This window comes from Pleomorphomonas carboxyditropha, assembly GCF_002770725.1.
GTDB lineage: Bacteria > Pseudomonadota > Alphaproteobacteria > Rhizobiales > Pleomorphomonadaceae > Pleomorphomonas > Pleomorphomonas carboxyditropha.
In genome coordinates this window covers 1-23,485 of the sequence record NZ_NQVN01000023.1, presented here as the reverse complement: position 1 = coordinate 23,485, position 23,485 = coordinate 1, and the positions used below count along the sequence as shown (strand labels likewise).

Annotated in this window: 24 protein-coding genes; 12 read left to right on the top strand and 12 right to left on the bottom strand. The window is 67.8% G+C overall.

Going from position 1 to position 23,485, the window contains the following annotated elements; translation table 11 throughout:
* Positions 1-524: 524 nt before the first annotated feature.
* Both dnaG and CJ014_RS22695 read right to left on the bottom strand, forming a co-directional pair.
* The gene (gene dnaG, locus CJ014_RS22700) at positions 525-2,507 is read right to left on the bottom strand and encodes a DNA primase (RefSeq protein ID WP_100082838.1); all 1,983 of its coding nucleotides are present in this window, start codon (positions 2,505-2,507) and stop codon (positions 525-527) included.
* 486 nt (positions 2,508-2,993) lie between these two features.
* A complete protein-coding gene (locus CJ014_RS22695) occupies positions 2,994-3,797 on the bottom strand; it encodes a helix-turn-helix domain-containing protein (protein WP_165790953.1) in 804 nt (267 codons plus the stop codon).
* A gap of 113 nt (positions 3,798-3,910) precedes the next feature.
* Here CJ014_RS22695 and CJ014_RS22690 point away from each other — a divergent pair, with 113 nt between their 5' ends.
* The 3 genes from CJ014_RS22690 (at position 3,911) to CJ014_RS22680 (ending at position 6,271) form a co-directional block, all read left to right on the top strand.
* Positions 3,911-4,291, top strand: a complete 381-nt coding sequence (locus tag CJ014_RS22690) for a hypothetical protein (protein WP_133121915.1) — start codon at positions 3,911-3,913, stop codon at positions 4,289-4,291.
* A 15-nt stretch (positions 4,292-4,306) separates the two neighbouring features.
* Complete coding sequence (locus CJ014_RS22685; protein WP_100082788.1) at positions 4,307-4,852, top strand: glutathione peroxidase; 546 nt, start codon at positions 4,307-4,309, stop codon at positions 4,850-4,852.
* Positions 4,853-4,948: 96 nt separating this feature from the next.
* Positions 4,949-6,271 carry a PQQ-dependent sugar dehydrogenase gene (locus CJ014_RS22680; protein ID WP_100082787.1) on the top strand — a complete coding sequence of 441 codons (1,323 nt, stop codon included), beginning with the start codon at positions 4,949-4,951 and terminating at the stop codon, positions 6,269-6,271.
* A gap of 9 nt (positions 6,272-6,280) precedes the next feature.
* Here CJ014_RS22680 and CJ014_RS22675 read toward each other — a convergent pair whose 3' ends face one another.
* On the bottom strand, positions 6,281-7,024 hold the full coding sequence (locus CJ014_RS22675; protein WP_165790952.1) for a YrbL family protein: 744 nt from the start codon (positions 7,022-7,024) through the stop codon (positions 6,281-6,283).
* Between the two features lie 326 nt (positions 7,025-7,350).
* On the opposite strand from CJ014_RS22675, the gene CJ014_RS22670 reads away from it, so the two are divergent.
* The 5 genes from CJ014_RS22670 (at position 7,351) to CJ014_RS22650 (ending at position 11,368) form a co-directional block, all read left to right on the top strand.
* Entirely contained in the window at positions 7,351-8,112 is a 762-nt protein-coding gene (locus CJ014_RS22670) for a sulfite exporter TauE/SafE family protein (protein ID WP_100082785.1), read from the top strand.
* Positions 8,113-8,167: 55 nt separating this feature from the next.
* Positions 8,168-9,157 (top strand): glycerophosphodiester phosphodiesterase family protein, encoded by a 990-nt coding sequence (locus CJ014_RS22665; RefSeq protein ID WP_100082784.1) that lies wholly within the window; start codon positions 8,168-8,170, stop codon positions 9,155-9,157.
* Positions 9,158-9,274: 117 nt separating this feature from the next.
* Positions 9,275-10,474 carry a glutamine-hydrolyzing carbamoyl-phosphate synthase small subunit gene (gene carA, locus CJ014_RS22660; protein WP_100082783.1) on the top strand — a complete coding sequence of 400 codons (1,200 nt, stop codon included), beginning with the start codon at positions 9,275-9,277 and terminating at the stop codon, positions 10,472-10,474.
* Between the two features lie 206 nt (positions 10,475-10,680).
* Positions 10,681-11,046, top strand: a complete 366-nt coding sequence (locus tag CJ014_RS22655) for a type II toxin-antitoxin system RelE/ParE family toxin (protein ID WP_100082782.1) — start codon at positions 10,681-10,683, stop codon at positions 11,044-11,046.
* A gap of 61 nt (positions 11,047-11,107) precedes the next feature.
* Complete coding sequence (locus CJ014_RS22650; protein ID WP_245427569.1) at positions 11,108-11,368, top strand: XRE family transcriptional regulator; 261 nt, start codon at positions 11,108-11,110, stop codon at positions 11,366-11,368.
* 235 nt (positions 11,369-11,603) lie between these two features.
* On the opposite strand, the gene ypfJ is transcribed toward CJ014_RS22650, so the two are convergent.
* Positions 11,604-12,521: a KPN_02809 family neutral zinc metallopeptidase gene (gene ypfJ, locus CJ014_RS22645; RefSeq protein WP_100082780.1), complete on the bottom strand. Its 918-nt coding sequence runs from the start codon at positions 12,519-12,521 to the stop codon at positions 11,604-11,606.
* A 130-nt stretch (positions 12,522-12,651) separates the two neighbouring features.
* Here ypfJ and CJ014_RS22640 point away from each other — a divergent pair, with 130 nt between their 5' ends.
* Positions 12,652-13,458, top strand: coding sequence for an inositol monophosphatase family protein (locus CJ014_RS22640; protein ID WP_100082779.1), 807 nt, complete (start codon positions 12,652-12,654; stop codon positions 13,456-13,458).
* 255 nt (positions 13,459-13,713) lie between these two features.
* Here the strand turns inward: CJ014_RS22640 and CJ014_RS22635 are convergent, their stop codons facing one another.
* From CJ014_RS22635 to CJ014_RS22610, 6 genes are all read right to left on the bottom strand, one after another.
* Positions 13,714-14,583: a glycerophosphodiester phosphodiesterase gene (locus CJ014_RS22635; RefSeq protein WP_100082778.1), complete on the bottom strand. Its 870-nt coding sequence runs from the start codon at positions 14,581-14,583 to the stop codon at positions 13,714-13,716.
* Positions 14,576-15,649, bottom strand: a complete 1,074-nt coding sequence (locus CJ014_RS22630) for an ABC transporter ATP-binding protein (RefSeq protein WP_100082777.1) — start codon at positions 15,647-15,649, stop codon at positions 14,576-14,578. Before CJ014_RS22630 ends, CJ014_RS22635 begins: the two co-directional genes overlap by 8 nt.
* Before the next feature lie 169 nt (positions 15,650-15,818).
* Entirely contained in the window at positions 15,819-16,667 is an 849-nt protein-coding gene (locus tag CJ014_RS22625; protein ID WP_100082776.1) for an ABC transporter permease, read from the bottom strand.
* On the bottom strand, positions 16,664-17,521 hold the full coding sequence (locus CJ014_RS22620; protein WP_100082775.1) for an ABC transporter permease: 858 nt from the start codon (positions 17,519-17,521) through the stop codon (positions 16,664-16,666). The genes CJ014_RS22625 and CJ014_RS22620 overlap by 4 nt, the downstream gene beginning before the upstream one ends.
* 9 nt (positions 17,522-17,530) lie before the next feature.
* Positions 17,531-18,670, bottom strand: a complete 1,140-nt coding sequence (locus tag CJ014_RS22615) for an extracellular solute-binding protein (RefSeq protein WP_100082774.1) — start codon at positions 18,668-18,670, stop codon at positions 17,531-17,533.
* Between the two features lie 143 nt (positions 18,671-18,813).
* Positions 18,814-19,269 (bottom strand): DUF5680 domain-containing protein, encoded by a 456-nt coding sequence (locus tag CJ014_RS22610; RefSeq protein ID WP_100082773.1) that lies wholly within the window; start codon positions 19,267-19,269, stop codon positions 18,814-18,816.
* A gap of 295 nt (positions 19,270-19,564) precedes the next feature.
* On the opposite strand from CJ014_RS22610, the gene CJ014_RS22605 reads away from it, so the two are divergent.
* Complete coding sequence (locus CJ014_RS22605) at positions 19,565-19,795, top strand: helix-turn-helix domain-containing protein (RefSeq protein ID WP_100082772.1); 231 nt, start codon at positions 19,565-19,567, stop codon at positions 19,793-19,795.
* Positions 19,796-20,119: 324 nt separating this feature from the next.
* On the opposite strand, the gene CJ014_RS22600 is transcribed toward CJ014_RS22605, so the two are convergent.
* Positions 20,120-20,740 carry a TetR/AcrR family transcriptional regulator gene (locus tag CJ014_RS22600; RefSeq protein ID WP_100082771.1) on the bottom strand — a complete coding sequence of 207 codons (621 nt, stop codon included), beginning with the start codon at positions 20,738-20,740 and terminating at the stop codon, positions 20,120-20,122.
* A 213-nt stretch (positions 20,741-20,953) separates the two neighbouring features.
* Here CJ014_RS22600 and CJ014_RS22595 point away from each other — a divergent pair, with 213 nt between their 5' ends.
* Together CJ014_RS22595 and CJ014_RS22590 are read left to right on the top strand one after the other, a co-directional pair.
* Positions 20,954-21,724 (top strand): SDR family oxidoreductase, encoded by a 771-nt coding sequence (locus CJ014_RS22595; protein ID WP_100082770.1) that lies wholly within the window; start codon positions 20,954-20,956, stop codon positions 21,722-21,724.
* 40 nt (positions 21,725-21,764) lie between these two features.
* Positions 21,765-22,520: an SDR family NAD(P)-dependent oxidoreductase gene (locus CJ014_RS22590; RefSeq protein WP_100082769.1), complete on the top strand. Its 756-nt coding sequence runs from the start codon at positions 21,765-21,767 to the stop codon at positions 22,518-22,520.
* A gap of 275 nt (positions 22,521-22,795) precedes the next feature.
* On the opposite strand, the gene CJ014_RS22585 is transcribed toward CJ014_RS22590, so the two are convergent.
* Positions 22,796-23,299, bottom strand: coding sequence for a GNAT family N-acetyltransferase (locus tag CJ014_RS22585; RefSeq protein ID WP_100082768.1), 504 nt, complete (start codon positions 23,297-23,299; stop codon positions 22,796-22,798).
* Positions 23,300-23,485: the final 186 nt, after the last annotated feature.

The following is a 23,485-nucleotide window of genomic DNA, read 5'->3' as shown; positions in this document are numbered from 1 at the left end:
GTCACGCCGCGCGTCTCTCATCGCTCAACTCGCCACGAGACGAAAAGGTCCCGACAGCGGCTCGCGCTACCAATACGGGCGAGGCCTTAAGCCCAACTTAACCCTGACGTTGCTGAAAACGTCCGGCACCGCTGAGACCATAGCCAAACAGGCGGGCCGCTGCCGACCCGCCGAAAATCCCCGGAAAGGTGTATTTAGCGGCGCAAACGGATTCCGCAAGGGTGATTCGGCAGAGAATCTCGTGAATCGGAACGATTCGGACGCGCCGCATCGATAAATCGCCTAAGAACCTCGCCCGGCTGGATCATGGGCAGCGCCCCGCTGTTCTTTCGGAGCCCAATAGCCGCCCCGTGCCCCCTTTCGGCCCGAGGTCCTGCGCCTTCGCGCAGGATGACATCCGATGGATAGGCTATCTATATGTTTCGATTATATAAATCTGTCATCCTGCGCGCAGGCGCAGGACCTCGGGGAGAATAAGGCGCAACGCCGATATAGGGCTCCCGAGGCGGTGACACCTCAGCGTCTCACTTCCACAGCGCCGGCTGCGACGACGCCCCGCCCGTGGTCGCGTCGCGGATGGCCTTCGCTTCCTCGGCGAGTTCCTGCTCGCGGCGGATCAGCTCCTCGCGGCGGCGGTTGAGGTCGCGCGTCAGCTCGTAGATGTAGGCGGTGAAGCTCTCGTCGGTCTCGGCCGTCACCGTCTTCATGTCGCGCTCGATGTCGGCGGCGAGCGCCCGGAGGCACAGCCGCTCGATGAGCAGGTCGAGGCAGGTCTCGACGAAGCTCTCCGGCGGATGGAAGCGCAGGATCGGCAGCCGCTCCCTCAGCTTGTGGCCGCGGCCGATGCTGACGCCGTCCTCGCGCTTCATCTCGTCGCCGTGCACCTCGTTGAGCACGAAGTAGAAGCGGGCGTCGAGCCCCTCGTAGAAGTCGGTGACCGAATCCGCGTCGAAGTCGACGGCGATGCGGTAGAGCGCCTGCTTGAAATCCTCCAGCGCCGCCACGTGGAAATCCAGCCGGGCGAGGCGCTCCATGTTGGCTTCGTAGAGATCGGGATATTCGACGGCGAGGCCGAGCAGCACCCGCTCGATGCTGGCGAGATCCGGCTCGCTGGGCGGCCGCATCTCGGCGGCGACGGCTAGGCCCTGCCCCTCGCGCCGCTCGCCGCCGCGAAACTCGCCTCTCCCCTCTCCCCGACCTTCGCCCCGGCCGCGCCGGTCATGCGTCCAGAACAGCTCGGACATGTTGACGCGCAGCGCAAGGCGATAGCGCCGCGCCACCCGCTCGTCCTTGATCTGGCGGACCAGTTCGTCGATGCGCGCTTCCAGCGCCGCCTTGCGCTCGGGCGTGTCGACGCGGGCGTCGGCCGCCTCGCGGTCCCACAGCACTTCCGACAAGGGCCGGGCCTTCGCCACCTCGGCGAGGAAGGCGTCGGCGCCGCCCGAGCGCACGATATCGTCGGGGTCCTGGCCGCCCGGCAGGAAGCAGAAGTTGAAGGAGTAGCCGCTCCTCAGCGCCGGCAGGATGCGGTCGATCGCCCGGTGGGCGGCCGACACGCCGGCCTTGTCGCCGTCGAAGCAGATCACCGGCTCGGCGGCGAAGCGCCACAGGCGGGCGATATGGTCCTCGGTGAAGGCGGTGCCGAGGGCGGCGGTGACGTTGCGGATGCCGGCCTGATAGACCGAGATGGCATCCATATAGCCCTCGGTGACGATGATCGTCCCCGACTTGTGCGCCGCCTCGCGCGCCCGGTGGACGTTGAACAGCATCGTCCCCTTGTGGAACAGCGGCGTCTCCGGCGAATTGAGGTATTTCGGCTGTCCCTCGGGATCGAGCGTCCGGCCGCCGAAGGCGACGACGCGGCCGCGCTCGTCGTGGATGGGGATCATCAGCCGGCCGCGGAAGCGGTCGTAGGAGGATCGGCCGTCCTCCGGCTTGATCAAGAGGCCGGCGGCGACGCCCGTCTCCTCCTTGACGCCGTTCTGGATCAGATGGCGCTTCAGGGCGTCGCGCTCGTCAGGCGCATAGCCGAAGCGGAATTCGATGGAGGTCTTTTCCAGGATGCCGCGCTTCAGCATGTAGTCGCGGGCCGGCTTGCCCTCGGGCGATCTGAGCTTCTGCTCGAAGAACTTGGCCGCCAGCTCGCAGGCGCCGGCCAGATCGACGCGCACCGCCTCGCGCTCGCGGTCGCGCGGATCGGCCTTCGGCAGCGGCACGCCGGCCTCCTCGGCCAGCCGCTCGACGGCCTCCGGGAAGGTCAGCCCCTCGGTCTCGGTCAGGAACTTGAAATGATCGCCTGTCGCCCCGCAACCGAAGCAATGGTAGATGCCGCGCCGGTCGTCGCAGTGGAAGGACGACGTCTTCTCCTTATGAAACGGGCAGCAGGCCCAGAAATCACCGCGCGCCGGCTGGCTCTTGCGCTTGTCGAAGGTGACGCGCCGCCCCACCACCTGGCTGATCGGCAGCCGGGCCCGGATCTGGTCGAGAAGGGACGGTTCGAAACGCATGCCCGACATATACTCATTGCCGGGGCCGCATTGCAAAGCTCAGCGAAAGCCGACGCGCCTATCCGGACGCGGGAGACCTATATCGCCCCCTCGCCTCATCCGGCCCGAGGTCCTGCGCCTGCGCGCAGGATGACAGATTTATATATGGGAAACATATATATAGATCGTCATCCGTGCAGGCGCAGGACCTTAGGCAGAACGGAGCGAGCGGTGGATATATAATATTGTCATCCTGCGCGAAGGCGCAGGATCTCGGGCAGGATGGGGCAAGCGGTGGATATCAGGCGCCCATTTCGGCCCAAGATGGACCCGCTTCGCGCGTTACGGCGAAATTATACAAGTAAATCAATGTTATAATACTGTCATCCTGCGCGAAGGCGCAGGACCTCGGGCAGGACCGAGCGCAACGCCGATATAGGGCTCCCCCAGGAACAAGGGCACCCGATTTACCACCCTCATCGCCCCGCCGGCGCAGGCGCCATATCGTCAAGCGATCTCCTCCACCGCCCCGCCCAGCCCGCCGTCGTCGCGGATCTTGCGGCGGAAGGCGGCCGGCGTCATGCCGTAGACCGATTTGAACTGCCGGTGGAAATGGCTGAGGTTGGCGAAGCCGGCGGCGAACGCCGCCTCGGCCACCGAGCCGCCGCCCGCCACCATCAGCTCGGCCGCCCGTTCGAGCCGCCGCCGGCTGCAGTGGCCGACGAAGCTGAGGCCGGTATGGCGGCGGAATTCCCGCGACAGCAGGCTGCGCGACATGCCGAACCGGCTTGCCGCCGCCTCCAGCGTCACCGCCTCGTCGAGATGCGCGTCGAGCCAGGCGATCAGCGCCGTCAGCCGCGCGCCATAGGCGCCGGCCGGCGTCGGCGCCGACCGCTCGACGTGGCGGGACAGCATCAACCCGAGCGTCGCCCAGTCGCTGAGGGCGGCGACCTCATTCAGCCCCTCGCGCATGGTGGCCGCCAGCCCGAGCAGCGCCGCGGGGTGGTCGTGGCCGGCCCGCGTCGGGCGGCTGCCGGGCGGCGACAACCGGCCGGTGAGCTGCGGCGACAGGTAGGCCTTGGCATCCGGCAGCGTGAAGCAGACGAGGCGGACACGGATTGACTCGCCGGCCTCCACGAAGAAACGATGCTCCCGGCCAGGCGGCACCAGCAGCGTGTCGCCGGTGCGAAGCGGCCAGTCGCCGTCCCGCGCCGACAGCATGCCGCCCGGCGCCAGCACGACGACGAACTCGTAGACGTCATGGCCGTGCCAGGGCGAAGGTTCGAAAAGCTGCGCGTCGAGACACCACATTCTTGGCCGATCGTACATGTTTGCGCGGCGTTTTGCGAAGACGCCAGCATCGTGAATAGGATACCATCTTTCTTCACGCGCAGCGAATCCACATATCAGCCCAGGGAGCCTTGATGTACACCGCATTTTCCGAAGCCCATCGTGGCCTCGCCATGCTGGCCTGCCTCACCACCGTGCTCTGGGCGGCCCTCGCCCTGCTGCCGACCTTGCGGCACCGGCCGGCGCCCCGCCTGTGGCGGCCGTTCTATATCGCCGCCATGGCCACCACCGGCCTTTCCGGCATCACCGGCCTCGTCATCGTCTGGATGGGCGGCTGGCTGCCCTTCGTCTTTCCCTGGCTCGGCCTTATCGCCATCGCCCTGCACGGCGTCGCCGGCGTGCGCGGCCGCAAGGCGCTGGCCATCGGCGCCGGCGGCCCGCTCGCCACCGCCGTCACCATCCAGATCGTCACGCTGATCGTCATCTACGGCCTGATGACCGTCAAACCCTTCTGAACCGGAGAAACGCCAATGACCGCCGCCCTGTTCGATCTGCCGGTCGCCACGCTCGACGGCCTGCCCACCACGCTGAAGCCCTGGCTCGGCAAGGTGCTGCTCGTCGTCAACACCGCCTCCAAGTGCGGCCTGACGCCGCAATACGAGGTGCTCGTCAAGCTCTACGACCGCTTCAAGGATCGCGGCTTTGAAGTGCTCGGCTTCCCGGCCAACGATTTCGCCGGTCAGGAGCCGGGCACCAACGAGGAGATCGCCACCTTCTGCTCGGCCACCTTCGGCGTCGACTTCCCGATGTTCGCCAAGATCGCCGTCACCGGTCCGGACAAGCACCCGCTCTACAAGGCGCTGACGGCGGAAAAGCCCGAGGCCCGGACGCTCCCCGGCAGCGACTTCCGCGCCGCCCTCACCGGCCACGGCATCACGCCGACCGAGCCGCCGGAGGTGCTGTGGAACTTCGAGAAGTTCCTGATCGGCCGCGACGGCACCGTCCTCGACCGCTTCTCGCCCGACACCGCGCCCGACGCCGACATCATCGTCCAGGCGATCGAAAAGGCGCTTTGAGGCGGTCGAGAGACCGGCCGGCGCTGTTGCAGTCGGCTTGACACTACAGGCCAACGCGCCCAGCGTGATTTCCCGTATAAAAATGGGAGCCTGGGCATGCGTGGTTTCGGTCCAGAGCGCGTCACCGCGCCGGCGCTATGTCTCCTTGTGGCGCTTGGGCTCGCCGGCTGCGGCGACCAGTCTCTCCTGCCGCCCGGCGCCGATGTCGGGCCGGCACCGCGGATCGTCGCCCCGGTCACCGGCGTCATTCCCACCCTTAACATCGCGCCGGCGGTCGGCTGGCCGGCCGGGGAGACGCCGACGGCGGCGCCGGGCCTGAAAGTCACCGCCTTCGCCGCCGGGCTCGATCATCCGCGAAACATCCATGTGCTGCCCAACGGCGACGTGCTGGTGGCCGAGAGCGCCGCGCCGCCCAAGCCCGACGACAGCCCCGGCCTCGTCGGCTTCGTCATGCGCCGCGTCATGGCCCGCGCCGGCGCCGGCGGGCCGAGCGCCAACCGCATCACCCTGCTGCGCGACACCGACGGCGACGGCGTCGCCGATCTCAGGAGCGTCTTCCTGACGGGACTGAACTCGCCCTACGGCATGGCGCTGATCGGCGACCGGCTCTATGTCGCCAACACCGACGCCATCATGCGCTACCCCTACAGGCGGGGAGAGACCGCTATCACCGATCCGGGCAGCCGGCTGACCGATCTGCCCGGCGGCCCCCTCAATCATCACTGGACCAAGAACCTCGTCGCCAGTCCGGATGGCCGCTTCCTCTACGTCGGCATCGGCTCCAACAGCAACGTCGGCGAAAACGGCATGGCCGCCGAGGACGGCCGGGCGCAGATCTGGCAGGTGGATGCCCGGACCGGCGCCCATCGCCCCTACGCCACCGGCCTCAGAAACCCCAACGGCCTCGCCTTTTCCGGCCCTACGCTGTGGACGGCGGTCAACGAACGCGACGAGCTCGGCAGCGACCTGGTGCCCGACTACATGACCTCGGTGCGGGACGGCGGCTTCTACGGCTGGCCCTACAGCTATTTCGGCCAGCACGTCGACGGCCGCGTCACGCCGCCGCGGCCCGATCTCGTCGCCAAAGCCATCGTCCCCGATTACGCCCTCGGCGCGCACACCGCCTCGCTGGGCCTGGCGATCGCCACCGACAGCGGCCTGCCCCGGCCCTACCGGACCGGCGCCTTCGTCGGCCAGCACGGCTCGTGGAACCGCAAGCCGCTCAGCGGCTACAAGGTGATCTTCGTGCCTTTTGCCGGCGGCAAGCCGGCCGGCGCGCCGCGCGACGTGCTCACCGGCTTCGTCAACGCCGAGGGTGAGGCGAAAGGGCGGCCGGTCGGCGTTGCGCCGGACGGGCGCGGCGGCCTGCTGGTCGCCGACGACGCCGGCAACACGATCTGGCGCGTCACCGGCAGATAAGCGTTTTCCTTAGAGCGCTGTTCGAGCGAGCCGCTGCTCCAGGCCGCGCAGGCGCTCCAGCCCCGGCCGCCATTCGAGGCCGAGCTTGCCGGCGACATGCCGCAGGGTCGCCGCGAAGCGCCGGGCCACCTTGCGCCGCCGCACCGCCGGCAGCAGCGTCGAAATGGGAATGAATTCCTTGTTGCGGCGCAGCTTGAGGTCATAGGAGACGAACCGGTAGCCGTCGCCGTCGCGCAGCAGGCCGACGTTGCCGGGCTCGTCGCAGGACGCAAAGATGCCGTAGTTGATGCAGAACGCCGCGAACAGGGAAAACTCGGTCAGCACCGCCTCGGGATCGAGCCCTTCCGGCCGGTTGCCGTTCATGTACTCCAGTACCGACACCGGCGGGCTGCCATCCGAGCCGCGCAGCAGGTCGACCACCAGGCCGGGGCCGCGATCGGTGTCGACGATGCCGTGGATCACCGGGAAATAGCGATCGAGCGGAACGCCGCGGGCACGCAGGCGCCGGTATTCGTCCCACTCGCGCAGGTTCGGGTGCCGGTCCCGCATCCCCAGCAGGCGATCGACGATGCCGCGGCGGTGCCGCTCGCCGCCGTCGAGCATCACCTTGATGCAACGCCCGGCATCGCGCGGATCGACATGGCAGGCCCGGAAGGTGCCGCGCGACATGGGGATCAGTCCGGCGAGACGAACCGGACCGTCTGCCGGCGCCCGGCGCTCGACGCGGCGCGTCAGGTTGGCAATGCTCGACACCTCTATATCCCTGTCGATGTGAATCCTCTTCGAAGGGCCGCGGGACCCTTGAATCCGGGCCGGATTATGACAAACGCCGTCACAATCGACAAGCGCCGCCTGTTCCCGAAGTCGTGAAAGCCACCATGGGTTGCATGAGCGCTCTGGATTCGGACATCGATGCTCCCGCCAGCGCCGCCGCGCGAAGAAAAGTTCCGCCATCGCCCAATAGGCGCAACATTTTGCCCGCCCGGCCGGCGCCAGCCGTTTACGCCCCGCCGCTCCGCTTGCTAGGAGAGACGGGCGCCGGCCCGGCGCCGCCCTGTCAGTCCGAGTCGTCGCCGTCCATGCCGCCGCTTCCCGCCGATCTCACGCCCGCCACCCTGACGCTGCTCGTCGTCACCACCTTCGTCGCCGGCCTGGCGCGCGGCTTCTCCGGCTTCGGCGCGGCGCTGATCTTCATGCCGGTGGCGAGCGCGCTGATCGGTCCGCGCCTCGCCGCGCCGGTCATCCTGATCATCGACGCCGTCACCACCATCGGCCTGGTGCCCGGCGCCTTCCGCCGCGCCGACCGGCGCGAGGTGGCGGTGATGTCGCTCGGCGCCCTCGTCGGCGTGCCCAGCGGCGTCTACCTCCTCACCCACCTCGATCCCCTGACCATCCGCTGGGCGATCATCGCCATCTGCGCCGCGCTCTTCGTGCTGCTCGTCAGCGGCTGGCGCTATCACGGCCGGCCCAGGGCGCCGCTCACCGTCGGCGTCGGCGCGCTGTCCGGCCTGTTCTCCGGCGCCAGCCAGGTGGGCGGGCCGCCGGTGATCGCCTACTGGCTAGGCGGCGCCATCCCGGCCAATATCGTGCGCGCCAACATCGTGCTCTATTTCGAGGTGTCGACGGCGCTGACGCTGCTCAACTTCCTGGTCGGCGGCCTATTCGTCCCGGCGCTGGCGCCGCTGTCGCTGACGACGGCGCCGGCCTACGCCCTCGGCCTGTGGGCCGGCACGCGCCTGTTCGGCGTCGCCTCCGAGACGACCTTCCGCCGCATCTGCCTCGCCCTGATCGCCCTCGCCGTGGTCATCGGCCTGCCGCCGCTCGACGACATCCTGCGCTGACTGGAAGACGCCGCATTTGGCAACTACCCCTTCCGCTTATTGCGGAGGGATCAGCATGCGCGGCAGGAAAATTCTCGGTGGCGTCGTCGTCATCGCCGGCGCCGTCTACCTTCTCAACGCCTCATGGCTTGCCGCGCCCGCCGGCAACGACTCACCCCGTATCATCGCCCATCGCGGCGTCCACCAGACCTTCTCGCACGCCGGCGTCGATGCCGAGACCTGCACGGCCAGCCGCATCGATCCACTCACCCATGACTTCATGGAGAATACCATCACGTCGATGCGCGCCGCCTTCGCCGCTGGCGCCGACGTGGTGGAGCTCGACGTCCACCTGACGCCGGACAAGGTGTTCGCCGTGCTGCACGACTGGACGCTCGACTGCCGTACCGACGGCCACGGCGTCACCGAGCAAACGCCCTGGCCGACCCTGAAGACGCTGGATGTCGGCTATGGCTATACCGCCGACGGCGGCAAAACCTTTCCCTTGCGCGGCAAGGGCGTCGGCCTGATGCCCCGCCTCGACGAGGTCTACGCCGCTTTTCCCGATCGCTCCTTCCTGGTGAACTTCAAGAGCCGCCGTACCGAGGAAGGCGAGGCGCTGGCCGCTCTCATCAATATCGATCCCAAGGTCCGCGCTGCCACCTTCGGCGTCTACGGCGGCGAGGAACCGACGCGGGCGGCCGAAGCGGCGGTGACCGGCCTCAAGGGCTTCGATAAATCCTCCCTCAAGGCCTGCCTCGTCGCTTACGAAGCCTATGGCTGGACCGGGTTCCTGCCGGGCGCCTGCCGCAACACGCTGGTCGCCCTGCCGATCGATATTGCGCCTTACGTCTGGGGCTGGCCCAACCGCTTCATGAAGCGCATGCGCGACGCCGGCAGCGACGTGATCCTGGTCGGCCCCTACGGCGGCGACTTCACGACGGGCATCGACACGCCGGAACTCGCCGCCAAGATCCCGCCCGGCTTCGACGGCTATGTCTGGACCAACAGGATCGAGACCATGGGACCGCTGCTGAAAGTCACCGATCCAGTCCACCGTCATTGACGCCGCCGGCCGCCTCGCCTATGTAGCCTCAGATCTGCCGGGCGGCCCGCCGCGCCGGCCTTTCTGTGCGCCGCCGCGCCGTCCGTGATGCCTTTTCAGCCCAAAGGAGCGTCCGCCATGATCACCGCCGCCTGGCAGGAACCCGTGCCCACCGCCGTCCTGGTGCTCGCCGACGGCACCGTCATCGAGGGCTTCGGCATCGGGGCGCGCGGCGAGGCGGTGGCCGAGGTCTGCTTCAACACGGCGATGACCGGCTACGAGGAGATCCTCACCGACCCCTCCTACGCCGGCCAGATCGTCACCTTCACCTTCCCGCATATCGGCAATGTCGGCGTCAACGACGAGGACATCGAGACCGTCAACATGGCGGCCGAAAGCGGCGTGCGCGGCGTGGTGCTGCGGGACGAGGTGACCGACCCCTCCAACTACCGGTCGCTGAAGGGCTTCGACGCCTGGCTGACGGCACGCGGCATCGTCGGCATCACCGGCGTCGACACCCGGGCGCTGACCGCGCTGATCCGCGACAAGGGCATGCCCAACGCCGTCATCGCCCACGCGGCCGACGGCAAGTTCGACCTCGAGGCGCTGAAGGCCAGGGCGGCGGCCTGGACGGGCCTCGAGGGCCTCGACCTCGCCATCGAGGTCACCAACCCGCAGAGCTACGACTGGACCGAGGCGAGCTGGGCCTGGAACAAGGGCTACGGCCACCAGATCGACAAGAAGTACAAGGTCGTCGCCCTCGACTTCGGCATCAAGCGCAACATCCTGCGCCTGCTGGTCGACGAGGGCTGCGAGGTGGTGGTGCTGCCGGCCACCGCCACGGCGGAGGAGGTGTTCGCCCACCGGCCGGACGGCGTGTTCCTCAGTAACGGCCCCGGCGACCCGGCCGCCACCGGCGACTACGCCGTGCCGACCATCAAGGCGGTGATCGATGCCGGCGTGCCGACCTTCGGCATCTGCCTCGGCCACCAGATGATGGGCCTCGCCCTCGGCGGCAAGACGAAGAAGATGCACCAGGGCCACCACGGCGCCAATCATCCGGTCAAGGACTACACCACCGGCAAGGTGGAAATCACCTCGATGAACCACGGCTTCGCCGTCGACCCCGACAGCCTGCCCGACAGCGTCGAGCAGACCCACGTGTCGCTGTTCGACGGCTCCAACTGCGGCCTCAGGGTGAAGGACAAGCCGGCCTTCTCGGTGCAGTACCACCCGGAGGCGTCGCCCGGCCCGCAGGACAGCCACTATCTCTTCAAGCGCTTCGTCAACCTGATCCGCGAAACCAAGGGCGAGCCGACGGTGCCCGAGCGGGCGTGAACGGCTTCACGAACCGACGACGAGCCGGCCCGAAGGGGCCGGTTTTCATTTGCGGGGGAACCGATTGGCGAAGGGTGACGGATAGATTCCCCTCGCCCTTTCGACCTGCCGACGAGGCCGCCCAGCGCCGGCCACACGTCAACAGGGGCCGCGCAATTCTCACGGACGCGCTTGAAAATAGTCCTTTTACGGAATAGTATTCCTCCATGCAGTGGCCGGTGGAATATACCGACGAGTTCGGCGCTTGGTGGGACGACCTCACCCTATCGGAGCAAGTCAGCATCGACGCCCATGTCCGCAAGTTGGAGCAGCGCGGCCCCAACCTGCCGTTCCCTTTTTCGAGCGGCATCAGCGGTTCGCGCCACGCCCATATGCGAGAGCTGCGCGTGCAAAGCGGAGGCAAGCCCTTGCGGGTGTTCTACGCCTTCGATCCGCGCCGGTCGGCGATCCTGCTGATCGGAGGCGACAAGACGGGCGACAAACGTTTCTACGAGCGGATGATCCCGGTGGCCGACGATCTCTATGACGAGCATCTGGCCGAACTGGAAAAGGAGAAAGCCGATGGCCGGTAGGCATTCTTTCGCGGAGCTTCGCGCCCGCATGTCCCCGGAGGCTCGCGCGGAAGCGGAAGCCATGGCCGGACAGCTCGATGCGGAGATGAACCTCGCCGAGGTGCGGCGGGCGCTGAAACTGTCCCAGGAGGAAATCGGCCAGACACTCCAGATCAACCAAGGCTCGGTCGCCAAGATCGAGAAGCGCGCCGACATGTACGTCAGCACGCTGCGCCGCTTCATCGAGGCGATGGGCGGCGAACTGGAGATCGTCGCGCATTTCCCCGATCACTCGGTCAAGATCAGGAACTTTTCCGAATTGTCGGAGAAGACGCGCAGCTAAAATCCCGCCGACTGGCGGATCGCATGCGGCATCTGAAAATAGTTATGTATCTGTTTCATATATATAATCCTGTCATCCTGCGCGAAGGCGCAGGACCTCGGGCAGGATGGAACGAGCGGCAGATATAGCTCTCCCACCGAAGGGCGCCGGATAGATTCCCCTCGCCCTTTCCGGCCCGAGGTCCTGCGCCTGCGCGCAGGATGACAGACTCATGCCTTTGTTTTTATTGGTTAATCTACAACTTCGCCGATGAGAAGGTGTCGCACGATCCGGCGTCTCCAGTGTCGAAGCCGATCTTGAACCAGCGCTTGCGCTCGGCCGACGAGCCGTGGTTGAAGCTTTCCGGCACCACGTAGCCCTGCGTCCGCTTCTGGATGGCGTCGTCGCCGATCTGGGTGGCGGCGTTGAGCGCCTCCTCGAGGTCGCCGCGCTCCAAGAGCCCCTTCTTCTCGGCGTAATGGCCCCAGACGCCGGCGTAGCAGTCGGCCTGCAGCTCCACCCGCACCGACAGCGCGTTGGCCTGGGCCTGGCCGAGGCTCTGGCGCCGCTCGTTGAAGGCCGGCAGCACGCCGAGGAGGTCCTGCACGTGGTGGCCGACCTCGTGGGCGATCACATAGGCCTGGGCGAAGTCGCCGGGCGCGTCGAAGGTCTGCTGCAGTTCGTCGTAGAAGGCGAGGTCGATGTAGACCTTGCCATCGTTGGGGCAATAGAACGGCCCGCTCGCCGCGCTGGCGAAGCCGCAGGCCGAGCGGATCTGGCCGGAGAACAGCACCAGCGGCGGCGCCGTGTAGCGCTTGCCCTCCGCCTTGAAGATCTCCGTCCAGGTGTCCTCGGTGTCGCCGAGCACGGTGGCGACGAAATCGCGCATCTCGTCGCGGTCGCCGGCCCGCGGCCGCTCGATGGCCGCCGAGCCGCCGCCGAGCGACGAGCCGCCGCCCATGCTGCCGTCGAGCAGCACCAGCGGGTTGATGCCGAGGAACCACAGCGCCAGGCCGACGACGATCAGCCCGCCGATGGAAAGGCCGCCGCCGCGCCGGCCGCCGCCGCCGGGAAAACCGCCGCCCGGAAAGCGCAGGCCGCCGCCGGAAAATCCGCCGCCGCTGCCCCGCATGTCCTCGATGTTGTCGCTCTGGCGACGGCCTTTCCACTGCATGCCCGGCCCTCCGTGTTTGTCCGGAGTATAACAGCATATGGCGCGGTGAGTTCCAGTGCCTGAAGGGCGACACGGCACTGTCGTGTTGTCGGTGCATGTAGGGATGTCGTTTCCCATCCGAGTCCGCGCCATGCCCGAGATCGAAGCCCCATCGCCGCTGCTTGCCGCCATGATCGCCGCCGCCCGCCTCGGTGGCGATATCGCCCGCCGGCATTTCGCCGCCTGCGGCCAGGCGAAGATCGACGAGAAGGCGGCGCGCGACTACGTGACGGCGGCCGACGTGGCGGTGGAGACGGCGATCGCCGCCGCGCTCGCCGAAGCCTTCCCCGGCTGGTCGATCGACGGCGAGGAGAAGGCCGGCAACCGCGACCTTGGCCCCGAGGCGCCGCGCCTGTTGATCGACCCGATCGACGGCACCACCAATTTTGCCTGGGGCATTCCCTTCTTCGGCGTGGTCATCTCCCTGCTGCGCGGCAGCCGCATCGACGCCGGCGTGGTCTACGACCCGATGCGCGACGAACTGTTCTGCGCCGAACGCGGCCACGGCGCCTTCCTCGACGGCGTCCGGCTCGCCGTCCACGGCGATCGCGACATCGACCACGCGGTGATCGGCGCCAGCCTGCCGATCCCCGGCCAGGTGCGGTCGGTGCCGGTGGCGCGCTACCGCGAGGTGCTGATGGAGGTGATGGACCACGCCGCCGCCATGCGGCGGATGGGCTCGGCGGCGCTGTCGATCGCCTATGTGGCGGCCAACAGGCACGACGCCTTCTTCGAGGACGGCCTGTCGCCGCACGACTACGCGGCATCGGCGCTGATCGTCGAGGAGGCCGGCGGGGTGGTCGGCGGCTTCGATGGCGGCGCCGTTCCCGAGACCGGCGCCGTGCTCGCGGCGACGCCGGCCGTTCATCCGTGGTTGGTGGAACGCTTCACGAGGTGAGGAACGTCCAGAGGGGAGCGCCATATCGGCCGATCGCCCCATCCTGCCTGAGGTCCTCGCCTGCGCGAGGATGACAGTTTTATATTTATGGAACAAACATCTGATCGAGACCCCTGGCAGCAATGCTCGCGAGACGCTATAAATTTGTTTTCTATATATAATTCTGTCATCCTCGCGCAGGCGAGGACCTCGGGCAGGATGGAACGAGACGCCGATATAGGTGGTCGCTGAAGCCGGAGCGCTCCATCTCCCGCGTCAGTTTCGCTCCGCCAATCCCAGCTCCACCGCCCGCCGCGCCACGGCGTCGGGCTCATTGGTGGTGATCTGGTCGGCCTCGAGCTCGATCAGCCGCTTGAGGCTGGCGTCGGCGTCCCGATGATCGAGGTCGAGCGTGTAGGCGTCGATGCGCCTGCCCGCCGCGTGGAAGGCGGCGATCAGGTCGACGCCGCGCCGGTCGGCGGCCAGCACCGCGCGATAGTCGAGGTAGACGAGGCTCGCTTCCGGCAGGGCGGCCAGCGCATCGGCGACGAAGGCGTCGAGATCGGCGCCGGCTTCGATCGCCGCCACCGTTCCGTCGTTGCAGGGGTCGAAGCCGAGATGGAGGCCGGCCGTCGCCCGGCCGAGCCGCGCCACCGCCGCGCGGTCGCCGCCCGACAGGATGAAGTGCGGCGCGACGCCCGCCAGCACGTTCGCGAACGCCTCGACGGTGGCCGCGTCGATCGCCTCGGCGCCGACCTTGAGGTCGAGCTGGATCAGCGTCTCCGGATGCACCGGACCGGCCCGCACCAGGGCGGCGAGATCGTCGAGCAGCAGCACCTTCTCGCCGGTGATCTCGCCGGAGGGCCGGCGCAGCTTCAGCCGCCGGAGAGCGTCCGGCCCGGCTGCGATCACCGGCCCGTGGCCGTCGGTCTCGCGGTCGAGCGTCGCGTCGTGCAGCACCGCGAAGCCGGCGCCGGCATGCCGGTTGAGGTCGACCTCGAAGCTGGCGCCGAACGCCATCGCCTCGGCCGTCCGGCTCGGCGTGAACGGCACGTCGGCGCGGACGCGCCGCCCCATGTGCCACTTGAGGCGGGTGCGGTGGCCGGCGCGGTAGAGGTCGAGGCCGGCCTCGTCGAGATCAAGCATAGCGGACGTCCCGAAAGGAACGCAGCGTGTCGGACCGGTAACGGCGCGGCTCGCCGTCCTCGGTGAACACCGTCCAGCGATCGACGCGGATGCCGATCCGCTCGCCCGGCGCGACGCGGATCGCCTTGTCGGTCTGGATGCGCAGGTGGGTGCCGTCGGCGAGCGCGCTGTCGATCACCACATGCGCGCCGAAATCGATCATCCGCCGCACCGTCGCCGCGCGGCCGTCCGCCGGCTCCGACAGCGCGATGTCCTCGGGACGGATGGCGAGGCGGGCCGGGCCGCTGCCCTCGGCGGCGAGCCTCAAGCCGCTGGCGGCGATTTCGCCATCGGCCAACAGGCCGTCCAGCATGTTCATGGCGCCGATGAAGCCGGCGACGAAGGCGGTCTTCGGCTCGGCGTAGATTTCGCCCGGCCGGCCGACCTGCTGCATGCGGCCGTCGGCCAGCACCACGATGCGGTCGGAGATGGCCAGCGCCTCGTCCTGGCCGTGGGTGACGAACACCGCGGTGATGCCGAGGCGCTGCTGGATGTCGCGCACCTCGTCGCGCAGGCGTTCGCGGAGGTGCTGGTCGAGGCTGGCGAACGGCTCGTCGAGCAGCAGGATCTTCGGCTCGATCACCAGCGAGCGGGCCAGCGCCACCCGCTGCTGCTGGCCGCCGGACAGCTGGCTCGGCAGGCGGCCGCCGTAGCCCGCAAGTCCCACGAGGTCGAGCACCCGCTCGACACGGTCGCGGATCTCGGATTTCGGCAGGCGGCGCAGCTTCAGCCCGAAGGCGATGTTGCCGTGGACGGTCATGTGGCTCCACAGAGCATGGCTCTGGAACACCATGGCGGTCGGCCGCCGCTCCGGCGGCAGGCCGGTGACGTCGACGCCGTCGATGGCGATCGCGCCGGCGCTCGGCGTCTCGAAGCCGCCGATGATGCGCAACAGCGTCGACTTGCCGGAGCCCGACGGCCCCAGCAGACAGACGAGCTCGCCGTCGTCGATGACGAGGTCCATGGCGTCGAGCGCCGTAACCTTGCCGAACGTCTTGGCGATGCCGCTCAATCGAACCTGGGCCATGGGAAGCGTCCTGAATGGGAGCCTGATCCGAAACTCGCTGGGGCGAGGCAGATGGCGATGGTTTCGAGAACCGGAGCGGAGCGAACATGAGGTTCGTGAGCACCGGAAGCGCAGAAATCGAAGCTAGATGCCCGCCCCAGTAGAGTTTTGGGTCAGGCTCCGAGGGAGATCAGCCGCCGAGTCCCCGGGCGAAGGCGTCGGCGCCCATCACCCGACGGGCCGCCAGCATCAACAGGAAGGACGGCACCCACAGGAAGACGAACAGCACCGCGCCGTATTGCACTTCGAGGGCGTTGTTGATGAAGGAGATCATCACCATCGGCATGGTGCGCACGTTGGGCAGGCCGATCAGCCAGGCGGCGTCGGTCTCGTAGAAGGTGCTGACGAAGGTGATCAGGATGGCGGCGAACAGCGTCGGCAGCGCCTGCGGCAGGGTGATCGACCAGAACACCCGCATCGGCGTGGCGCCGACGTCGCGCGCCGCCTCCTCCAGCCGCCGGTCGACGCCCTGGAAGGCGGAGACCGGGATCCAGATCATGTAGAGCAGCGTGCCCACGAGCTGGATCAGCACCACGCCCCAGAAAGTGCCGACCAGGTGCAGCGTCAGGAAGATGGTGGCGGTGGCGACGATCAGGCCGAATTTCGGGAAGGCCTGCACGGAGAGGAAGGCGAGGAACAGCAGGTTGCGGCCGGGGAAGTCCAGCCGGGCGAAGGCATAGGCGGCCGGAAAGCAGATGGCCGCCGAAATCGCCGTCACCGTGGTGGTGATGCCGAGCGACAGCCACAGCGCCGTCCAGACGTCGTTGCGCGACAGGGTGTCCTGCCAGTAGCCGAGGCCCATGCGCTGCGGCACGATGGCCGGAAAGCGCCAGACTTCGGCGAAGGCCCAGACGGCGGTGACGATCAGCGGCAGCAGGATCACCACCGCGAGGCCGGCGAGGAAGGCGATGCCGGTCCAGTCGACCGCCGCCCGGCGCACCCGCTTGCCCGCACCCGAGAGGACCGCGAGATCGGTCATGCCGGCCCCCTTCTGCCGCGGGCGATGGCGCGCACGTAGACGAGGCCGAAGGCGGCGCAGAAGGCGAAGGTGATCACCGCCTGCGTGGTGGCGTTGAGCGGATCGGCGTTGTCGGAGAAGGTGCGCTGCATGTACGGCCCCATCATCTCCGGCGAGGCGGGACCCAGCAGGTAGGGCAGCGTGAAGGCCGAGAACAGGCCGAGCACGTTGAAGGCCAGCGCCACGATGATCGAGCTCTGGATGCGCGGCAGGATGATGCGGCTGAAGATGGTGAGGCCCCCGGCGCCGAGGTCGCGGGCGGCGTCCACCGAGGCGATGGAGACGCGGCCGAGCCCGGACAGCAGCAGCAGCAACGTCAGCGGCAGCCTCTCCCAGACGAGGCCGATGATCGGGCCGGCCGGCGTCAGATAGGGCGTCGGCAGCTTCGGCAGGCCGAGGGCGACCAGCACGGTGTCGACGATGCCGTTGGGGCCGAGCACGCGGATGAAGGCATAGGCCACCAGCACCGACGGCACGAACAGCGGGAACAGGGCGAGGCTCTGCACCAGCGCGGCGATCGAGCCGGAGCGGAAGCGCAGATAGAGGGCGATCGGCATGGCGACGGCGACGCGCAGCGCCGAGGTCAGCGCGGTCACCCAGAGGGTCAGCCAGAGATTGCGGAGGCTGTAGGCGTCGGTGAAGAAGAAGGCGTAGGAGGAAAGGCTGAAGCCCTTGCCCGGAAAATACACGGTGCCGACGACGGCCTGCAGCACCGGCCACAGCACCAGCCAGATCAACAGGGCGACCGGCAGGGCGACGAGAAGGAGGCCCGAAAGCCCCCCTCCCTCTGCCCTGGGGTGGGACGCGGTGATCATCGCGACCGGTCAGGTGCGCGAGATATTCGGGGCGACGTTGCGGTACCAGCCATCCTGCACCGCCTTGGTCCAGTCGCCGGCCGGGAAGGTGGGGATGGAGGACGGGATGACGTCGGCATATTTGTCGTGCAGCGCCTGCGGCAGGTTCGACCAGTCGACGCCGGGGAAGCCGCCGAGCTTCTCGATGATGGCCGTCTGCATCTCCTGCGACAGCAGGAAGTCGGCGAGCTTCAGCGATCCCTCGAAATGGGCCGAATTGGTCGGGATCACCGCCTGGGAGAAGCCGCCGCACAGCGCGAGGTCGGTGAGCTGCACCAGGCCGGTGGTCTCCGGCAGCACGCCCTTGGCGATCGCCTGCAGCGTCTGGTCGGACCAGGCCGGGATCATGGTCACCGCGCCCTGGGCGAGCAGTTGCAGCGAGGCGGTGTTGCCGGCGGTGTAGGCGCCGCCCTGGTAGAGCGACGGCGCGAGGTCGCCGAGCAGCGCCCAGGTCTTGCCGAGCACCTCGTCGGCGGTGGCCTGGGAATAGTTGTCGACCGTGAACTTCAGGGGATCGCGGCCCGACACCTCGTGCACCGCGCGGTTGACGAAGTTGTTGCCCGAGCCGCCCTTGTCGGGACGGTTGTAGATGAACTCGCCGGGGTTGGCCTTGATCCAGGCGACGAGGTCCGGGAAGGTCTTCGGCACCTTGTCCTTGGAGAGCTTGGTGGTGTCGTAGGCGATGAGCACCTGCGAGCCGCGGTAGGGCAGGCCATAGGGGGTCTGGATCGCCAGCTTGTTGACTGCGGCGTAGCTCTTGAGGCCGGCCTTGCCGAAGTCGGTCCACAGGCCCGCCTCGATGCCGCCGGCCGGCAGCGTCGGCTCGTACTGCTCGATGAAGTCGAGCTGCGGATCGGACTTGGTGGAGAGCGCGGCGAGCGCCCGCTGCACCACCGCGTCGAGCGCCGCCTGCGGCCGGGCGATCACCACGTTGAGTTCCAGGCCCGGATTGGCCGCCTCGAAGGCCGGCTTGACGACGTTGCCGTAGAAGTCCGAGACATTGGCGTCGGACGACGTGTACATGTCGATGCGGGTCGCGGCGGCGGCGAAGCGGGTCGACGCGGCGAGGCCGGCGACCGTACTGGCCATCAGGAATTCACGGCGGTTCATGGCGCACTCCCGAAAACGGCCCCTTCATGCGCGGGGCGGGCGGTTCGGCACGAACGCTAGGCAGGCGGGTTTACGTTTCGATGACGGTTGGACGGCAGTTCCGTGAAGTCGGAAAGCCATCCGGAGACCAGGCGAAACCGGCGTCAATCGCGGATGAATCCGCCGAAATAGCGCAACCCGTAGGCGCGGATGTCGCGCACCCGGATCTCCTCGAAGCCGAAGAAGGCGCGGTAGTCGCCATCGGCGATGTCGATATAGTCGTGGCCGCCGTGGCGGAAGCGGAAGCCGCCGAGGAAGCGGCGCTCGCCGTAGAGAGCGGAAAGCGCCGCCTTGATGGTGGCGCCGGCCTCCGCGCCGCTGATCAGGTCGTCGCGCAGCACCCGGCCATGGTAGCCCATCGCCCACACCGGGCGGTCGTCCAGCCAGACCACTTCCTGGCCGGAAAAGTCGGCGCCGCCGAAATAGCTGTCGAGATAGCGGAAGGGGCCGTCGGCAAAACGGAGGTCATGCGAGCCCGGCCGGCAGCTCACCGCCGCCGCGCCATCGCCGGCATAGGTGGCCGCCTTGGCGCGGATGATGAAGTCTTCCAGGGCATCCATATGCGGCCTCCGGTGTCGAGTGGAGCGAACTTGCATCCCGGCAGACATCCGGCTCCAGCGGAAACAACGACTTGCAGGTGGTTTTCACGACTTCGACATTGGCGCCGGGCATGCTATCGGGCGGAGGCGAATGTCGGAGGCGAACCACTCGTGATGGAACCTAATGCCGGCCACTGCCGTTTCATGACAGCAGGAATGGTGTCCCATTTCCTCGCCGTCCCGGCGTTCGGCGCGGTGGACAAATCGTCCGGCTTGAGGCACTTTCTCCTTCGGGTTGTAGGGATGTGAAAGCGGCATGGACGCAGAGACGTTTCGCGCTTGGCGACAGCGCCAGGGCCTGACGCAGGACGAGGCGGCGCACCACCTCGGCCTCAAGCGGCGAATGATCCAGTATTACGAGCGGGGCGAACGCAGCGGACGGCAGGTGCCGATCCCCAAGCACGTCCGCCTCGCCTGCTGGGCGATCAGCCAGGGCATCCGCGATTTCGACGGCCGAGAGGCGGGCGAGCCCAAGGCCGCCGGATAGGCTATAAGCGACGATATCGACCGATCGCTCCATCCTGCCTGAGGTCCTCGCCTTCGCGGGGATGACGGCTTGATAGAGCCTGCACGCTGGCCCGACATGGATCCGTACGCGGCTAGGTATTTGTTTCATAAATATAATTAACCTGTCATCCTCGCGAAGGCGAGGACCTCAGGACGAGAAGGCGGGAGGGATGTATCAGGCTCTCCCGCGTGTATGAGTGCGATATCAGCCGAGAGGTTTATTCTGCCCGAGGTCCTCGCCTTCGCGAGGATGACAGCCTTATATTTCCCATCCGGCGTTCAGCCAATACGCCGCCGCACCCCGTCACCTCGTCCCGGCCCGCTCCGAGGAAGCCGCCGGCAGTCCGGTCGGCCACGTCGCAAGCACGTGCGCGGCGATGGCGTCGAGCTTTTGCCTCGGCGCGCCGGCCTTGGCCTGCACGGCCATGCCCTGGCCGATCGTCATTACATAGGCGGCGAGGACGGTGCTGTCGGCATCCGCCGGCAGGTCGCCCTCCCGTCGCGCCCGCTCCAGCCGATCGCGGAGGGCGGCCTCGCTGGCGGCGCGGCGGCGGACCAGCTCCTGCCGGACAGGCTCGCCTTCGTCCGAGCAGGCCATGGCCCCGTTGATGCCGAGGCAGCCGCGGCTTTCGCCATCGAGCGTGTGGACGATGGCGTTGCCCTCCAGGATACGCCGGACGACGTCGCGCGCATGCGGCTCGCCGAGGGCTTCGCGCATGAAGGCCACGTAGGTCGCTTCGTAGCGGTCGAGCACCTTGAGAAACAGCGCCTCCTTGTTGCCGAAGGCGGCGTAAAGGCCGGGGCGCGCCACACCGGTCGCCTGGGTCAGATCCTCGAAGGAAGTGCCTTCGTAGCCCTTGCGCCAGAAGACGACAAGCGCCGCTTCCAGAGCACGCTCCGGATCGAATTCCCTGTGACGTCCCATCTCGGCCTCGTTTTGGTACCGATCATTATAAAACGCTTGACGCCTGAAGTCCACATAAGATACCGATCGTTACCGTAACGAACGGTATCTTATGGGAGGCGGCGTGCGCGACAGGGCCGAGCCAGACGATCGAACCGGCGGATCCATGCGCATGGCGCCGCTCGGCATGCTTGCCGGCCACTATCCCGCATGCCCCCGAAAGGAAAGCTTTCCATGACATCGGATGCAACGGCCTCCCCCGCCGGCAAGATCGCTCTCGTCACCGGTGCGGCGCGCGGACTCGGCGTCGAGATATCCCGCCAACTGGCTGCGCTGGGCGCGCATGTGATCGTCGCGGCCCGCGACCGGCGGCAGGCGGAGGGCACCGCCGCCGCATTGCGGGCCGAAGGCGGCAGCGCATCGGCGATGAAACTCGACGTCACCAGCGAAGCCGATCGCCTGGCGGCGCGAGAAGCGATCGAAGCGGCGCATCGCCGGCTCGACATCCTGATCAACAACGCCGGCATCCTCATCGACAGCCCGGACGGCGGCACGCCGGCCGAGCGCCAACCGAGCGAAGCCCGCGAGAGCGACCTGCGCCGGACCTTCGAGGTGAATTTCTTCGCACCGCTGCGGCTCACCCAGACCTTGCTGCCGCTGCTCCGGCGCTCCGAGGCGCCACGCATCGTCAACGTATCGAGCATTCGGGGATCACTCACCCACCTTTCCGATCCGACGTCGCCCGTCTACCCGATCCGCGCCCTCGGCTACGACACCTCCAAGGCGGCGCTCAACGCCTTCACCATCCTGATCGCCGAGGAACTGCGCGGCACGCCGTTCAAGATCAATGCCGTCCATCCGGGCTGGCTCAGGACGGGCATGGGCGGCGACAGGGCGGACATGAGCGTGGAGGACGGCGCCCATACGGCCGTTCGATACGCGACGCTCGGCGACGACGGCCCGACCGGCGGCTTCTTCTTCCTCGACGAGCGGCTGCCCTGGTAGCGGCGCCGGACTTTTCAACCGATCAATCAAGGAAAACAGCATGACCGGAGTCCTTTCGAACAAGATCGCCCTCGTCACCGGCGGCTCGCGCGGCCTCGGCGCCGCGACGGCCGAAGCGCTCGCCGACGCCGGCGCCGACGTAGCCATCAGCTATGTCGCGTCGGCCGACAAGGCCGCCGCCGTCGTCGAACGCCTGAAGGCCAAGGGCGTGCGGGCGGTGGCGATCAAGGCCGATCAGGGTGACCCGGCCGCCGCCGGACCGCTGGTCGCCGAGGTGGTCGAGACACTCGGCGGCCTCGACATCCTCGTCAACAACGCCGCCGTCGCCTGGCAGGGCCAGACGCTCGACGATCCCGAGATCGACAACGCGGCGATGGACCGGCAGTGGATGATCAACACCATGGGCGTGATCGCCAACATCCGTGCCGCTTCCCGCGTGCTGCCGGACGGTGGCCGGATCATTTCGGTCGGCTCGGGTCTCGGCGCGCGCATTGCCTTCGCCGGTACGACGGACTACGCGGCCAGCAAGGCGGCGGTGGTCGGCTACAGCAAGGGCGCGGCGCGCGATCTCGGCCGGCGCAACATCACGGTGAATGTCGTGCAGGCCGGCGTGATGGACACCGACATGGCCGCCGCCTCGAAGGACAACCTGCCGCCGATCGTCATGGACTCCCACGCCATCCCGCGCTTTGCCGAACTGAACGAAGTGGCGGCCGCCATCGTCTTTCTCGCCGGCCCCGACGCCGGCTTCATCACCGGCTCGGTCATCGACGTCAGCGGCGGCTTCACCGCCTGACCGCGACAGTTTGAACGGGCGCAAGGCCGCCGGCCGGGCGCGGCGCGCGGTCGGCCCCTATATGTGCCGCCCGCCTCATCCTGTCCTCGGTCCCTTTTCCCACGCGGAGATAACAGGTAAATTATACAAACGAAACAATCGGCTAGCAGCTCGCCCGCCTCCATCGATCCGTCATCCTCGCGCAGGCGAGGACCTCAGGTCGGAAGAGGCGCCGCGCTGATATCGGGCGCCCCTGCCTCTCCGGACGGTGTTCCTAAAACCTCCCCAACCGACGATCAGCCGATGCGCCGCACCATCATGACGTCGTCGATCTCCCTGCCATCGTGGAGAAAGCCACCGGGAATCCGGCCGACCTCGATGAAGCCCTCCCGCTCGTAAAAGCGGATCGCGGCCGGGTTCTCGGCGCTGACCGCCAGTTCCAGCAATCGAATCCCGCTGTCGCGCGCCTGGCCGGCCGCCATGTTCAGGAGGTCCCGAGCAAGCCCCGTTCCGCGCAGGCTCCGGCGCACGTAGACCATGACGATGGTGGCGCGGTGAGCCATCTTGGTCGACCGCTGCCGAAGCAGCCCGGTTATCCCCACGGGCTCGCCATGCTGAAACGCGACGAAAACGGGGGTTTCCAGGCGCTTCCGCCATTCTTCGTCGGGTAAGGCCGCCCAATCCTCATAGCTGCTGGCATAGGCGGCCGGCTCCATCTGGAGCGCCTCCAGGCGGATGCGACGGAACGCATCCACCTCGGCGGCTTCGATGCGCCTGATGGTCATGTCGTTTTCGTCCATCCGCATCTCCCGGTCGGCGATCGATAGCGGCCGCTCGCTCCATCCTGCCCGAGGTCCTGCCTAGACTCACGTGTGAAGTGCAACACCTGCTAAGGTGTTGCTGCGATGGGACAACATTACTCTCAGCTCTCGTTGCGAGAGCGGATGACGGTCGACCTTCTCCACCGGGAAGGGCTATCGGTGCGA